The following is a 15,642-nucleotide window of genomic DNA, read 5'->3' on the forward strand; positions in this document are numbered from 1 at the left end:
CAGGATCGATTTAGCTCCCTTTTACTGGCATCGTATGGCATTTTGACCTTTTATATTATCGACCTCGATTACTTTTCGGGAGGTATTACATTGGCGTTAGTATTTGCTTTGATTTCATTGCTCATACTATTAAAGTACTTACATAAAAGAATGAATAAGCAACTTGAGATTGTTTCTAACATTAACACAATATCTCAGGTTATCGCTCTGTTGTTTATTCCAATTTATTTGTCGGCTGGAGTCAATATTGTGAACGCGATCAATCAAAGTCCGCCTGTTTCTGGTTTTCGTATGATGCTAACCAGCTTGCAGGAAGAAGCCAGTATCAATAATGACATAGCTTTTGATTATTACAATAAAGCTAAACAGGCGTCATTACAAGGCAAAATGGACGACGCTTATACTCTGCTCATAAAGTCAGCTAATGAACAACCAGACAATGCTTATCTTCAATCACAACTGGGTCAATTACTCTTATATCGCCAGGATAGCCTTAAAGCCCTCGAACATTTTAGTGCAGCTATCGATTTAAGCGCTGGCAATATCTCTTATATCCAACAACGTGCCTGGTTAAATTTTAATTTAAGAAAAAATGAGGAGGCAAAAGCTGATGCTATATTATTACGCAATCTGGAATCAAGGAATGCCAGTGCCCAAATGCTCCAGGCCTATATCCTTTTGGATGAAAAAGAATACGATAAGGCTTCTCAACATGCCGATTCGGCTTATATGTTCTGTAAAAACTACCATTTCGGTAGTGAAATAAAGGTTTTTATTGAACAATACTCAAAACCTCAACTATATTTTCAATTAATTACACCCCACGAAATTGACTTATTGGCCACCAATATCTACTATTACTACAAGAAATATCAGGTAAATGAGAATGGTGAACCCGACACGTCCAACGGAACACCTCCGCGTGGCAATTTTACCAGACAGGAAATTAAGCAACACATTAAAAGCAATTACAAGTTCTTTGTCGACCAGGAAATTGATTTTATTTACCTCTACGAGAATGAAAAGAATATATTGGTAGTTATCAGAGGTGAAGATTGTAATTTGAGCAAAGGGACTCTTGAATATGTATTTGTAGAACCCAAGATATTCAAAAACTTTGAACTGAGGGTATATTAAATATGCTAAGACATACATTCGTCAAATTATCATCTTACATCGCTAATAGCTAAAATCAAAGATCATTTTTTCGTTATTCGAAATCTAAATACTTACTTTTGTTTGCTCTTTTTGAAAGATATAGTCCACTACCATAGGTATGGACCTGATGTTCAACTTATAATGATTTTAGACGAATGAATATTTCATACAACTGGCTAAAGAACTACCTTAATATTGATTTAGCACCCGAAAAAGTATCGGAGATACTGACTGACATAGGACTTGAAGTGGGAGGTCTGGAAGAAGTGCAATCCATTAAGGGTGGTTTAGAAGGACTGGTGATTGGTGAAGTTTTAACATGTGACAAGCATCCAAATGCTGATAAGTTAAGTGTGACTACTGTCAATGTTGGTAACGAGGAAGCTTTACCAATTGTTTGTGGAGCGCCTAATGTGACGGCTGGTCAAAAGGTGGTAGTTGCTACTGTAGGAACCGTTTTATACAGTGGTGACGAAAGCTTTACCATTAAAAAGTCTAAGATCAGGGGTGAGCAATCCATGGGTATGATTTGTGCCGAAGATGAAATCGGTTTGGGCACAAGCCACGATGGTATAATGGTATTACCTGCCGATGTAAAGGTTGGTACTTTGGCCAAAGATTACTTCAAGGTAGAAAGTGATTTGGCTATCGAGATTGATTTGACACCAAACCGTGTGGATGGTTCGTCTCACTATGGTGTGGCACGCGATTTAGCTGCTTACCTGAAACAACATCAGGATAATGTTGCATTATCATTGCCATCGGTAGAAGATTTTAAAGTTGAAAACACCAACTATCCGGTAAAGGTTAGTGTTGAAAATACTGAGGCTTGTCCTCGATACTGTGGTGTAACCATTAGCGATGTGACCATTAAAGAATCACCAGAATGGTTACAAAACCATTTGAAAGCCATTGGTCTGAATCCAATTAACAATGTGGTAGATGTGACCAACTTTGTGTTACACGAATTAGGTCAGCCATTGCATGCTTTTGACGGGGACGAAATTACAGGCGACGAAGTGATTGTTAAAACCATGCCTGACGGTAGCTTATTCCAAACTTTAGATGAAGAAGAAAGAGAATTATCAGACAAAGATTTGATGATTTGTAACGCTGAAACAGGCATGTGTATAGCAGGTGTGTTTGGCGGTATCAAAAGCGGTGTAAGTGAAAAAACCACCAAGATATTTTTAGAGAGTGCTTATTTTAATCCAGTATGGGTTCGCAAAACAGCCAAGCGTCATACACTTAGTACCGATGCCAGCTTCCGTTTTGAGCGTGGTGTTGATCCTAACATGACGGTTTATGCGCTTAAGCGCGCTGCTCTGCTAATTAAAGAAGTAGCTGGTGGAAGCATTTCAAGTGAGGTTGTTGACATTTATCCTAAGCCAATTCTGAACTTTGAAGTGGATGTGACCTATCGCAATATAACTCGTCTGATTGGTAAAGATTTATCGAAAGACACCATCAAAAATATCCTGACTGCATTGGATATTGAAATCACGAATGAAACAGAGGAAGGCTTAAAGCTTTCTGTGCCTCCATACCGTGTAGATGTGCAGCGTGAAGCAGATATCATTGAAGAAATCTTGCGTATTTACGGATATAACAATATTGAGATGCCAGCTTCAGTGAACAGCACCATTGTTTATTCACAGAAGCCTGACGATCATAAATCAAAGAATATTGTTGCCAACCAGTTGACTTCTCAAGGTTTCAGTGAGATCATGTGTAACTCTCTGACCAAAGCTGCTTATTACGAAACTCTGGAAAGCTATCCCCGTCATGATGTAGTGGAATTGGCCAACCCTTTAAGTAATGATTTGAACGGTATGCGTCAGACATTGCTTTTTGGTGGATTAGAGTCGATCAGCCACAATGTGAATCGTCGTAACAACGATCTTAAATTGTTCGAATTTGGTAACAGTTATCACTTTAAAGCTGGTGGTGACAAAAGCGATTTAGATAACTACACCGAAGAACAGCGATTGACTATATTCTTGGTTGGTAATAAGTCAACCGTTAACTGGAATACTGCGGAACAGAAACTAAGCTTCTTCGATCTAAAGAATAATATCGAAAATATTCTGCTTCGCCTTGGTTTATCGTTTAACGATTTCAAGGAGGAAGAAACACAGTCAGATCTATTGGCCGAAGGGCTCAGCCTTTCGCAAGGAGACAAGTCAGTTATTGATTTTGGATTAGTTAATTCTAAACTATTAAAGACTTTCGACATTGATACACCGGTTTATTTCGCAGAAATAAAATGGGATGTGATCCTGAAGAAAAGCAGCAAAAAAACGGTTACTTACAGTGAAATATCGAAGTTCCCTGAAGTGAAACGAGACTTAGCTCTTGTACTGGATAAAGATGTTAAATTTGAACGGGTTAAACAGATTGCCCAGAAAACTGAGAAGAAACTATTAAAGCGTGTTTCATTGTTTGATGTGTTTGAAGACAAAAAACTGGGTGATAATAAAAAGTCGTATGCTGTAAGTTTTATCCTTCAGGATGAAACTAAAACGCTTAACGACAAGCAGATTGATAAGATCATGAAGAAGATGATGAGCAACTACGAAAGAGAACTAGGTGCTTTGATCAGGAAATAAAAATAAGTTATCAAAAACAAAAATGGCAGGTGTAAAATTACATCTGCCATTTTTTTACATCTAATTATCTGATAATATTCCTAATTACTCCTCGTATTCAAAATACAGCTTATAAAACTTAAGTCCTCTCTGGCTATCAAACCCCTTCTCTAAATACTGCCGTTTACCATGCACATACACATGAAAGTTTTTATCCAATTTCAGCACTGACTTAAAGTGCTTCTTTTCCGACTTAACTGCATCCTTCGAAATATCAAAGCTATCCTGTAGTGGCATTGCTTTCTCTTCCTCAAAAAAGCGTTTATAATCCTGGAAAGCATCCACTACCTCAGGCTGACGAATGACTTCTTTTTCAAACTCCTTCTCGTCAAATGCTCCGTGCTTACTAAAATAATCCATTGAACGATTCAGCATGTCAACCTGATCTGGTCGCTCTACATCATTTTCTTCGTTAAACACCTCACCAACAAATCCTTTACACATCTGAAGGTAATTATTGGTAAAATAGTAATTATCCTCGCGCGGTTTTAAACCAAGAAAATCATCTTTCCAAAAATGAGCTTCATTTCCCTTGTTGATATTATCAACCGAACAGATCTTATACCCCAGATCTTTTTCTGTATTAAATATCAGGCAGCCTTTATCCAGCTTTTTAATATTAATCCCTTCCTGAGCTCCAAGTTCAAAGTTGTTATCCCTAAGCATGACCTTCAGGAAAGTATCTTTATTCTCTGACTTGAAAATACCTAAAGCATCGACAATTTCACCATCCACCACACAATTATTAAACAACACCATGTAAAACTCTCCGCCCTTAATTTTCGGGTGATTGGACTGTTCATACAGGTGATTGGCAATAGCTATTGAATTGTCGTAAAAGGATACAGAATTATCAAATATTTGACTAACCATACCATACATCAGGTTTTGCCCAATGCCATCTTCATGGTGAAAGTTAAAATAGGCTTCCGTTTTAAATGGCTTAAAGAAGTATTGTTTTAGCACCTCAATCACCATCTCATCATCGTGTAACTGAAGCTCAGCCTTTGAGAATCGAATTTCTTCGCCCTCAGCCCTGCAACCAATATGATGAACTACAATGTTTTGAATTGTCGTTTGTGTAAAATCAATCATCTCCTCTTTAATTTAATGTCGTTAATCCATTTAATGGACTCACGAAAATAATACTTTTTCGAAGTAAATCTGTTATTTGGGTTATACATACATGGCAATTGCATTTAAAAATAAAATATACCACCCCGCCTATCGGCACCCCTCCTAAAACTCAGGAGGGGAAGTTTTTGTAGTAGTCTCCTCATTATAAAGGAGGAGTACCACGAAGTGGGGAGGTGGTTATAATCGTTAAATGCAATCGTCCTGTTACATAAAAAAGCTGCAATAACTCAATTATCGCAGCTGCAACATTTCTGAAGAATTAATTTCAGCTAAGACGACAATTCTTAGCATACCATGATACCGGATGTTCAGCCCCGGTAATAAGCTCCTGCAAAATCTTTTTATCGTCCCATTTACTTTCGAAACTACATGACTGATCAAGGGCTTTTGAGAGTAATAACCACTCCTCAACCATTGGTTGCGTTAACTTACCTTCAAACTGTTTTAATACATCAAGACAACAATTTTCAATCATATGAATTTTAGGCTCTTCACGCTGAAGGGAGCAGCGCGTGGTGTACAAATGATCATCAACCTTGATGAATTCATTTTCGTCTAACATAACGGTAAATGTGAAATTGACTTGTGACATGGTAAACCTCCTTTTAGTTTAGGTATCAAACAAATTACGATAACGAAACAAGGTTGTAAAGGCCAATTAAAACAATTAAAGCAATTTATCTTCATTCTAAATAGATAAATCCTTCTTTAATTAAACCTGGATAGTGATGAAACAGTTAATTAAACGATTTTTTTTAATCTGATTGCCCGATTGATGGCAGCAATGCGCTCCTTAAATATCAGAAAAACATACCTGACATACTCAAAGTATCCATTTTGAATCTGAATTAACCAATTGACGACGTCAATGTGCATTTTTTGAAACAAGAAACCATACCTGACAAGTTCAATGTATCCTTTCTAAATCTGAACAACATCTTTGAAGGTTTCAATATGACCATGTTGAAACAAAAAAACGTATCTGACATCTTCAAAGCGCTCTTTATATATCTGGATAACCTGATTGAAGGTGTAAATTCACCATTTTTTTGCTGGATGATTACCTTGAAGAACTCAGATATAGTTTCGTTACTTATCCGATGAGTATAAGCGAGATGCCAATTTCACCGGATATATCTGGTCAATCTCATTGCAACACTCGTCGCCCGACTAAATTGATTTATTCCCGTTAGTCGGACGACGAGTGTTAAAATCTACCGCAATCTGCGTAATTAGCGGGAAAAAGAAAACCTGCGATTCTTAAGCATTAATTATTTCTTTTTACTTTTATCTGCAAAGATTATAACATGCGACACACCTTTATTTCAATTATATTTCTTCTGACATCATTAATCCTTAATGCTCAATATTATAGCTCTGGTGCTGATCCGGCTAATATAAAATGGCGGCAGATCAATTCTGATATGTTTAAGGTGGTTTATCCTGAAGAGTTTGAAGGAGAAGCTAAACGTTTCATCGCTATGTTGGATTCACTCTATCAATATGGTGGTTATTCTTTAGATCATACACCAAAACCTATTGATGTACTGATACACTCGCGTTCAGCTTATTCCAATGGTTTTGTTTCGTGGGCGCCCAAACGTATGGAAATTTATCCGACACCTCATCAGGATATGTTCGCCCAGGATTGGCTGCAGCAATTAGCCATTCACGAATTCAGGCATGTGGTGCAAATAGATAAACTCAACCAGGGATTTACAAAAGTTCTTACTTACCCCTTTGGCCAACAGGCCATAGGTGCTGTTCTTGGCCTTTATGCCCCACTCTGGTTTTTGGAAGGTGATGCCACGTTAACCGAAACAACCCTTTCACCGTCCGGTCGTGGCAGACGACCGGCATTTGAGCAGGAAATCAGAGCGCAGGTGCTGGAGAAAGAAATTTACAATTATGACAAAGCATATTTTGGCTCTTATAAAGATTACGTACCCAACCATTACCATATGGGCTATTTATTGACTGCCGGAGCCCGATATGATTATGGTGCTGATGTTTGGAACAGAGCACTTGATGAAGCCGCTCAAAAACCCTGGTCGATTACGCCTTTCAACCGTGGTATTAAAGAAACAACAGGTAAAAACAAGGTTCCACTCTATAACGAAGTATTTGGTGATTGGCAAAACAGATGGCAGAAACAATTGGATTCGGTCTCATTAACTCCTGTTAATTACATTGTTAAACGAGATATTAAATACAAGAACTACCTGTATCCCACTCCTGCAGATAATACATCAATTATCGTTGAAGTTAATGGCCCCGGCGAAGTCAATCATTTTGCATTGATCAATATAGCAACTGGTGAAGAAAAAAAGCTACTAACATGTGGTATCCGAAATCGTGAACCATTCTCATATAGCAACCAGATTTTAGTCTGGACCGAATTAGAACAACACCCCAGATGGGAAAACCAAATGTTTTCGGTTATCAGAACATACGACATTAAATCAGGCAGGCAAAAAAAGCTGACATCCAATAGCCGTTATAAAGCTCCTTCCCTATCACCCGATGGAAAAACAATTGCAGTGACACACACTTCATATACCAACGTGCATAGCATCCATCTGCTTAATGCAAAAAGTGGTGAATTGATTAAGGAAATAACTATTCCTGACAACCATTACCCATTCACTCCTTCGTGGAATAATGAAGGTAATACGCTAGTGATGATATTGCTGACACCCGAGGGAAAGAAGATCTCTTTGTTGAATCCTAAAACAGAAGATTGGCGGGATATAAGTAAACCAAGCTTTACCGAGATACGTTTTCCCAAGTTTCATAAGGATCATATATACTATACAGGTTCCTATAGTGGAGTTGAGAACATTTATCGTATTCCGGCTAATGGTGGCAACATTGAAAAATTGAGCGAATCAAAATTTGGCGCTGCCTACGCCACTATATCCGATAATGGGGATGTTTATTATCAGGATTATACTTCAGATGGTTATTTGGTAACATCGGTTGGTTTGGATAATTTGCACCCAACTCCATACAACTTTACAGAATTACCAAATGAATCCTACATCAAACGTTTACAGGAAGAGGAAAAAGGTTTACCACAATTAACTAATCTACCTGATAAACAATATGTGTCAAAGAAGTACTCCAAATGGAATTTATTTAACTTTCATAGCTGGGCTCCTGCTTATGTCGATGTAAATGATGCTAATATCAATACTGGAGTCAGTTTTATGTCACAAAACCTCTTGGGAACAACCTTCACTTCAGTTGGTTTTAACGCTGATCAGCAGTACTCTCGAGAGAAATTTAACTTCAACCTCTCTTATCGGGCATGGTGGCCTGTGTTTGATCTGGAAGTTAAAACCGGTAACGAAAAGCATAAACTTGATGGTTATTTTATTGGTGAAACGGACACCTTTCATATATACATGAATGCTAAACCTCAACACCTTAGTGTGGAATTTGATATAAAACTTCCTTTAAATCTAACGAGAGGCAAATATTCAAGGCGCATACAACCGTCTGTAGGTCTCAGCTACCAACATTCGGAGGACTACCAGTATGAGAAAACCATTATCAGCGTTATTGACGATCAAATTGTTGAAGGGGAGAAAAGCACCATCACTGTTGATGGCATTGATATTCAATCGGTGGATTATAACCTGTTTGCCTATAACCTGCACCGTGCATCATTACGAGATGTTTCCAGCCGTTTTGGACAGGTTATTGATATGAGTTATCGCCACACACCTTTTAACGGATGGGACTATGGAAGTATCTTTGGAGTACATACACGACTCTATTTTCCCGGCATTGGTCGCCATCATGCGCTCCGAGTTGATAATGACTGGCAAACCAAAGAAAAAGGTGACCTCTACAGTAATGGAGGAGAATACAACAGTTTCAGGATGTACAGCGATTATGTGCGATTTCCTCGCGGTATCAATACAATTTATAATGATGAGTTGTACACTTTTAAAGCTGATTATATGATGCCGCTTATGAACCCGGATCTTAATATTCCTGGTGTATTGTATCTTAAGCGTATTACCAGCAATTTATTTTTCGATTATTCTCATATTACTCAAAAACTTCAACATTCAGAAACCGGAATATGGACCAATCAACGATTCAATGTAAAATCATTGGGAGCTGAAGTTATGGGTGAATTTCATCCATTCAGATTTGTATTTCCAATCAGCGCCGGTTACCGTTATGCTTATCTACCTGACACAAAAGAGCATTACCATGAGTTTCTGTTATCAACAGGAATATCCGGAATTATTGTTGGAAAATAAACAAGACTATCAACAACAGCCTGTTAATTAAAGACTCATACATCTTTTAAAAAATCTTAAAAGATGTATACAATCCATTGTGGATTAAAACCTTTAAGTTATTCTTGCGTAATAATTCACCAAGGACCAGAAGAGCGACTTATTAGTAACGAAAAGATTGCGGATGAAGTACAGTTTGGGAGCATTTGTGGGGTTTATCATTTTTACGATACTAATCGATTTTTTATTACACCGCTTAATTCATAACAACAAGAAGAGCATTGGACACTTTGCTTTTCCATTGGGCACGTTTTGGTTCTATAGCATTCCTACGTTTTTTATTATTGGTTTTTCGAGCATTTTTGCAGGTATTAAATCAACGGAAAGTGCCTATATCTATGTGTTTTTCCAATGGTTCCTTACCTCGTATCTATTGATCTACATGCCGAAACTCTTTTACTATCTGGGTTATACAATTACCCATCGGATCATTAAAGTAAAAAACAAGTTTGCGAGCAATGGTAAGATCAAAAAGATGAACGAAGGCCGTTATCCGACTATCTCAAGAAAGAAATTCCTGAGTCAGGTTGGCATTGTCATGGCATCTTTACCCTTTGTATCGTTACTTTTTGGCGTAATGAAGGGGCGCTTTAATTTTAACAAGCGCTACACAAAACTCTCGTTCCCCAACCTGCCGGAAGCCTTTGATGGTTTGAAAATTGTGCAAATATCAGATTTACACCTCGGAAGTCTCAATTCCAACTATGAAGAGATGGAGGAAGCAGTTTCTCTTATCAATGATGAATATCCAGATTTAATCTGCTTCACTGGTGATTTAGTCAATAACTTCTACGAAGAAACCATTGGATGGGAAAAAGTATTTTCAAAGTTAAAAGCCCGTATCGGGAAGTTCTCTATACTCGGTAATCACGATTATGGCGATTACTCTAAGTGGAACTCTAAAGCAGAGAAAAAAGCGAATTTGAATAATATTAAATTGGCTCATAGGCGTCTGGGTTTTAACTTGCTGAATAACCAATCGCAGATACTTGAATCGAATGGTGATAAACTGGCTCTTACAGGTGTTGAAAATTGGGGACATGCACCATTTCCGCAATATGGAGATTTAAAAAAGGCAACTAAGGGTACCGAAGAAATACCTTTCAAACTCCTGCTAACACATGATCCTGACCATTGGGATGCAGAGGTCACCAAACAATTTGATCACGACTTAACTTTGGCTGGTCATACACACGGTATGCAATTTGGTATTGAGTTTAAGAATTTCCAATGGAGTCCTGCCAAATATAAATTCCGTCGATGGGCCGGATTGTATAATGAAGGAAATCAGTATCTGTACGTTAATCGTGGATTGGGTTACCTTGGAATGCCAGCCCGGATTGGTATGCCACCCGAAATTACCATCATTGAATTAACACGCGGTACCGTTGGTAATGAGCCGATGTAATTTTATTGTTGAATCGTTAATTTGTCGAACTGTTGATTTGACAAGTTGAAGAGTTGAGAAGTTGAAAGTCTATCCGTACGTTGATTTGGTAATTTGTTGCGACAACAATCAGGTTTCTTTCAAAGCTCTAAGCTCTATACAATTCAACTCTAATAAACTCATCAACTCTAACCCCTTAAACTCTAAACTAATAAACCTATTTAGTCGTTTCTCCATCATACATCTGGGTAAAAACTGAATCCACTGGCTCCCACAGTTCAATCTTATTATTTTCAGGATCAAGAATATGAACAAACTTACCGTATTCATATGATTCAATTTCATCGCATACGGTAACACCTGCCTGCTTTAGTTCATCAACAAGAGCTTCAATGTTTTCCACTCTGAAATTGACCATAAACTGTTTCTCTGATGGTTCAAAGTACTTTGTTTCTTGTTCCATCGGGCTCCACTGTAAATATGCTTTTTTCTCTGGTTTATCAGCTTCCCTGAATTCAAATAAAGACCCGTAATCGTTGGTCGTTAATCCAAGGTTTTCGTTGTACCATGCCCGCATCTCGGAAGGACTTTTACATTTAAAGAAGATCCCGCCTATACCTGTTACTTTCTTAGCCATCACTTTACGTTTTAATGATTGAATCAGAAAGATAGGAAGTTTAACTACGAAAAGCCATTATTCCCCAAGCCAGGTTTTTAATAAGTTAAATTGTTCGAAGGTTTCATCAAATCCTTGTTGATAAAGAACATCCAGCTTTTGCGAATCATTCTCAATACGGGAAACAGTTAACAGCTTTTGCGGACGAATTATAAATACACGTCCTTCCTTTTCAAGATCTTCAAGCTGCCTCATTGTTTCATTATACCGCTCAGCTCTTGATAAAACAGCATTTACCAACTTCGGATATTTTCCATAAGCTGTCTTTATCAACCACTGAAACTTAGGCGCCTCCTTATAGTAACCTTGATTGCGAGTAAGTACAACCACTGCTCTTTCATTTCCACTCTCGAGAGCTTTTATAACAGGAATAGAATCTGCTAAACCGCCATCCATATATTTACCATTATTAAAATGTGCCATTTTAGATACAAAAGGCAGACTAGACGATGCTGTAATTGCTGCCAGAAGTTCTGATTTGCCCATTGAGTTGGTAGAAAAGTATTCTGCACATCCAGTGTATACGTTAGTTACACCAATAACAAAATCTGTTGACGAACTGAATAACTTTTCAAAATCAAATGGTACCAGTTTATTGGGAATTTCACCATATACAAAGTCCCAATCAAACAAATTACCCTTTCTGAAAAAATTGCGCCAACTCATATAGCGCGGATCAGAGGTATATTTGAGATTAACTACTTTATTACGTTCAAACTGTTGTGACACATAGGAAATTCCATAGGCAGCACCAGCAGAAACCCCTATTACATATGGAAAATGAAGATTATTTTTCAGAAATGCATCTAATACTCCTGATGTAAACATTCCTCGAAAGCCACCACCTTCAAGCACTAAGGCTGTTTTACTCGTATTATACATCTTTAATTAGTACCGAAAGCCCTTAATATTTGGTCGTGTTACGGGACCACTCATATCTAACACAATGCTTTCCCCATCACGTGGCAATGATTGCCCGGTCATTAATTCAAATGTTGATAAAGCATTTTGCAAACCGGGCTGTAAATTACTCACCACCAATTTACCATGTTTGATTTGCGAAATTGCAGGAGCTATTGCATTAATATCAACCCTGGCATTTAAGGTGGCATCCAATAATGATGATTGTATCTCTGAGTTATCAATGATCAGTTTCTGATCATTCAAACTTGAGTTTATTGCTAACCTATCAAGCTTAACCTTATCCATTTTCAATCCCAGTAATGCAGTTTTTGCCTCTAGTTGAGCCTTTTTCTTTCCAGAATATTCTAATAGTAGATCTTCAAGCAAAAAAGCCGTTGTTTGCGATTCAATAACTGGCTTATCATCAACATAGTTGACTACACCGTCAGCCTTCATATGAAGCTTACCCAGTGTATATTTACCACTCGATTCGGCATCACCCCATGTGATTCCTGTTTTATTTAATTGAATGTCGAATGATGATTGAGTTCTTAAGGTTACCATGTTATCAAGACCTTCTCCGGAATAGCTTAGATTTCCATTCGACTTCACGCTCAACAAGGGTGAATAAATATGAAAATCCTTTATCTCAAACTTTTGCTTGTTTGATTTAAAAGATACATCCATACTTAGTTCATCCACTTTGTTAAATTGCTTAATTTGCTCGGGAGTGAATCCAAGAGCATTCATCCACGGAGTTTGAGCCAGACTTAATTCTGTCGCGTTAATTCGCAACTGCTGGTCAATATCCGGGAAAGCTGTATCAAGTTGTTCGATATCTTCTTTGGTCAGGTGTCCATCAAAATCGATAATTAATTCTTTGGCCAAAAGCTTATCTTCGGCACTTTCAATATAAACCGATAGATCTTTACACTTTAACTTAAGCGACTTCAGTTCTTCAAATTCCTTACTTTTTAGCAGGCGCATGGCCTCTTTATAAGGCATATCCAACATCAGCTCCTTTGCAAAGGCCAGCTCATTACCATCAAGTGATGTTATAGATAAACCTTTGAACTGTAATTTGGATAATAAAGGATTCACCTTCACTTTATCAATCTGAAGTTGCAGATCGTCAGAGAGTAACTTTACACGTTCCTCTAAACGCTCTTCGATTTTTTTGGCAAGAATATTTCCATATATCCAATTTCCTGCCATCACACCCATCACCAATATCGCGATGACTAAAATTACTTTCCTGTTCATAAGTTAATTGTTAAGTCAACAACGATCTAAAGTAATTAAAATAATCGGAGACTTATTAACGAAATGTTAAATCATCAAGGATCAGTTCATTTTTCTTAACATTTATGACAATTCTTTTTTGCAGATAATTAAATTTGCAACCTAAGGGGGAAGTCATATGTCATATATCTACATTGTCTGTTTGGCTCTTATTGTATTCTTTTCTTTTTCTCTGATAACTAAAAAGCATAAAACATTATCCGAAAAGATTTTTACGGGCTGGATTTTCCTATTAGCGATAACAGTTTTGGGATTCTTTCTTCATTCTATTGGCCTTTTCTCCCGATACCTTTTACTATTTTCTGTCATTTGTGATACACATGTATTACATGGTGCCTTTTTCTACTTTTATGCACGTAGTTTTATCAATAAAGATTTCATAATTAAACACATACACTTTCTTAATGTAATTCCGTTTGCAGTACTACTAGGTTTAAAACTTTATTTTAATACCGTACTTGGTGTTATGGATTGTTACGGAACGGGTTGTATACATGAAGGCAATCGCTATGTTGACTTACTGAACTTTTTAAAGTTCTTTATTCTGGGTGCCTATATCTTTGGCGGATGGTATGAAGTTCAATCGATGAAATTGACAGACAACAAACTGAAAGGGATTAGCCAGTTACGAACGACATGGATTAGTAATATCACCATTGGAGCTTTTGTATTATTCAGCCTGTCAGCGGTATATAAAGTGCTTTATCGACTCAACTTTGACTTTTTAGGTAATGATTTAACCGTGGTTAACCTGATGGTATCCTTTTCAATCATGATATTCTTGTATATGGGCAATAGCTACGCTTACCTGTTTGTAGCCCCTGTTGCAGGTGAAAGTCTGGTTTTGGATGCCGACAAAACAAGTGCTGCAAAGCCAACGCATCAGCCAAGACTTAAGAAGCCTGAGCACGAAGACGATATTGAAATAGACAATTTAGAAGAGAAGTTTTACCTGATCGAACGCTTTATCAAAGCTGAGAAGCCATACCTGCTTGGGCAGTACACTGTCAGAGCTTTATCCGAAAGTGTAGATATACAACAAAGTGAGATATCTGTTATCATTCAGAAAAAAACACAGAAATACTACTGTGATTACATGAATGATTACCGTGTTGAAGCACTGAAAAACAAGCTGGATGACGCTAATAATGACAAGTATACCATTTTCTCATTAGCTATGGATTGTGGTTTTGCATCTAAAACCAGTTACAACCGAATCTTTAAAAACCACACAGGACTAACACCAACCGAGTACCGCGAAGCCCAGGAAAGAAAGTAAAGCCTTTATAACTGGTATATTAGTTCCTTATCTACCCTTGTACACTTATTAATGAATGCTTGCCACTACTTCCTTATGCTTCACTTCTATTGTCGTTAACTGGCGATAGGATCAACATCAATTAACGACTAGTATTACCGTTAGTTAACGACAATTATTATCGCCAATTAGCGACGTATTATTGGATAGTGAAGTAATGTATACTATACCTATTAAAGTTGACAGCATAATGCAAGGCTATATTGCAGTATGAGTAACGAAAGAGCATTTTACATTATCTGAATCGTTTCTTTGCTAATGGTTGTACGCATCATCTTGCTATTACGAAATACTGCCTTAACCAGCAGTCTGTATTTACCCGGCAGTACTTCCGGGATAAGAAGTATTAGTCGAGCATTGGTGTTTTCAACGATGGTGCCTGCTTTAATTAATTCAGATGAACTTTCACTTTGCAGATACACACCTTGTTGTTTATCATCTTGATTAAATTTGAGTCTCCTGCCTTCTACTATTAGCAAACTATTAACTGATAAGGGACCTGTTAAGATGTTCTTTTGTATATCAAGAAAGCTTTTAATGACAGGCATTATTGGATAGGCTTCTTTACGACTGGTTGTCATCTGGCTGGTGACCTCATTAAGGCGTTTGCCACTTGTGATATTTATTTTAATGCCATGTTTCTTTTTATCAAAGGAGCTGTTAAAGTCATCAAAGGAACCGCTGATGGACGATTTTACAGTGAACATTTCGGTTGAGACAATATCACCGTTTTTAACAGCATCACAAATATACTCTAATAAAAAACAAGATTTTAAGCCACTTTTTCATTGGAGCTA

At 37.4% G+C, this 15,642-nt stretch carries 11 protein-coding genes; 5 read left to right on the forward strand and 6 right to left on the reverse strand.

All coding sequences use genetic code 11. The features are described from left to right. Together AC4MRQ_RS19735 and pheT are read left to right on the forward strand one after the other, a co-directional pair. Positions 1-1,137: tetratricopeptide repeat protein (locus AC4MRQ_RS19735; protein ID WP_491199434.1), on the forward strand; the 1,137-nt coding region annotated here is incomplete at its 5' end. Between the two features lie 176 nt (positions 1,138-1,313). After that, a complete protein-coding gene (gene pheT / locus AC4MRQ_RS19740) occupies positions 1,314-3,767 on the forward strand; it encodes a phenylalanine--tRNA ligase subunit beta (RefSeq protein WP_491199435.1) in 2,454 nt (817 codons plus the stop codon). A gap of 84 nt (positions 3,768-3,851) precedes the next feature. On the opposite strand, the gene AC4MRQ_RS19745 is transcribed toward pheT, so the two are convergent. Together AC4MRQ_RS19745 and AC4MRQ_RS19750 are read right to left on the reverse strand one after the other, a co-directional pair. Beyond that, complete coding sequence (locus tag AC4MRQ_RS19745; RefSeq protein WP_491199436.1) at positions 3,852-4,901, reverse strand: nucleoid-associated protein; 1,050 nt, start codon at positions 4,899-4,901, stop codon at positions 3,852-3,854. Between the two features lie 307 nt (positions 4,902-5,208). After that, on the reverse strand, positions 5,209-5,535 hold the full coding sequence (locus tag AC4MRQ_RS19750; RefSeq protein WP_491199437.1) for a hypothetical protein: 327 nt from the start codon (positions 5,533-5,535) through the stop codon (positions 5,209-5,211). A 715-nt stretch (positions 5,536-6,250) separates the two neighbouring features. On the opposite strand from AC4MRQ_RS19750, the gene AC4MRQ_RS19755 reads away from it, so the two are divergent. Both AC4MRQ_RS19755 and AC4MRQ_RS19760 read left to right on the forward strand, forming a co-directional pair. Then, a complete protein-coding gene (locus tag AC4MRQ_RS19755) occupies positions 6,251-9,220 on the forward strand; it encodes a hypothetical protein (RefSeq protein ID WP_491199438.1) in 2,970 nt (989 codons plus the stop codon). 163 nt (positions 9,221-9,383) lie between these two features. Further along, positions 9,384-10,667 (forward strand): metallophosphoesterase, encoded by a 1,284-nt coding sequence (locus AC4MRQ_RS19760; RefSeq protein ID WP_491199439.1) that lies wholly within the window; start codon positions 9,384-9,386, stop codon positions 10,665-10,667. 196 nt (positions 10,668-10,863) lie between these two features. Here the strand turns inward: AC4MRQ_RS19760 and AC4MRQ_RS19765 are convergent, their stop codons facing one another. The 3 genes from AC4MRQ_RS19765 to AC4MRQ_RS19775 are packed head-to-tail and all read right to left on the reverse strand — an operon-like array spanning position 10,864 to position 13,488. Further along, positions 10,864-11,283 carry a VOC family protein gene (locus tag AC4MRQ_RS19765; protein ID WP_491199440.1) on the reverse strand — a complete coding sequence of 140 codons (420 nt, stop codon included), beginning with the start codon at positions 11,281-11,283 and terminating at the stop codon, positions 10,864-10,866. Between the two features lie 57 nt (positions 11,284-11,340). Further along, positions 11,341-12,204 (reverse strand): patatin-like phospholipase family protein, encoded by an 864-nt coding sequence (locus tag AC4MRQ_RS19770; RefSeq protein WP_491199441.1) that lies wholly within the window; start codon positions 12,202-12,204, stop codon positions 11,341-11,343. Between the two features lie 6 nt (positions 12,205-12,210). Beyond that, positions 12,211-13,488 carry a hypothetical protein gene (locus AC4MRQ_RS19775; RefSeq protein WP_491199442.1) on the reverse strand — a complete coding sequence of 426 codons (1,278 nt, stop codon included), beginning with the start codon at positions 13,486-13,488 and terminating at the stop codon, positions 12,211-12,213. A 157-nt stretch (positions 13,489-13,645) separates the two neighbouring features. Here AC4MRQ_RS19775 and AC4MRQ_RS19780 point away from each other — a divergent pair, with 157 nt between their 5' ends. Further along, on the forward strand, positions 13,646-14,806 hold the full coding sequence (locus tag AC4MRQ_RS19780; RefSeq protein WP_491199443.1) for a helix-turn-helix domain-containing protein: 1,161 nt from the start codon (positions 13,646-13,648) through the stop codon (positions 14,804-14,806). 269 nt (positions 14,807-15,075) lie between these two features. Here the strand turns inward: AC4MRQ_RS19780 and AC4MRQ_RS19785 are convergent, their stop codons facing one another. Then, positions 15,076-15,594 (reverse strand): DUF4469 domain-containing protein, encoded by a 519-nt coding sequence (locus AC4MRQ_RS19785; RefSeq protein ID WP_491199444.1) that lies wholly within the window; start codon positions 15,592-15,594, stop codon positions 15,076-15,078. Between the last annotated feature and the right edge of the window lie 48 nt (positions 15,595-15,642).

The sequence above is a fragment of the Carboxylicivirga sp. genome (genome assembly GCF_982718395.1).

Bases quoted from the DNA above. Each gene is read 5' to 3' on its own strand.
- AC4MRQ_RS19765 (WP_491199440.1), bottom strand. From the start codon at position 11,283: ATGGCTAAGAAAGTAACAGGTATAGGCGGGATCTTCTTTAAATGTAAA.
- AC4MRQ_RS19780 (WP_491199443.1), top strand. From the start codon at position 13,646: ATGTCATATATCTACATTGTCTGTTTGGCTCTTATTGTATTCTTTTCT.
- AC4MRQ_RS19770 (WP_491199441.1), bottom strand. From the start codon at position 12,204: ATGTATAATACGAGTAAAACAGCCTTAGTGCTTGAAGGTGGTGGCTTT.
- AC4MRQ_RS19760 (WP_491199439.1), top strand. From the start codon at position 9,384: ATGAAGTACAGTTTGGGAGCATTTGTGGGGTTTATCATTTTTACGATA.
- AC4MRQ_RS19755 (WP_491199438.1), top strand. From the start codon at position 6,251: ATGCGACACACCTTTATTTCAATTATATTTCTTCTGACATCATTAATC.
- AC4MRQ_RS19745 (WP_491199436.1), bottom strand. From the start codon at position 4,901: ATGATTGATTTTACACAAACGACAATTCAAAACATTGTAGTTCATCAT.
- pheT (WP_491199435.1), top strand. From the start codon at position 1,314: ATGAATATTTCATACAACTGGCTAAAGAACTACCTTAATATTGATTTA.
- AC4MRQ_RS19750 (WP_491199437.1), bottom strand. From the start codon at position 5,535: ATGTCACAAGTCAATTTCACATTTACCGTTATGTTAGACGAAAATGAA.
- AC4MRQ_RS19775 (WP_491199442.1), bottom strand. From the start codon at position 13,488: ATGAACAGGAAAGTAATTTTAGTCATCGCGATATTGGTGATGGGTGTG.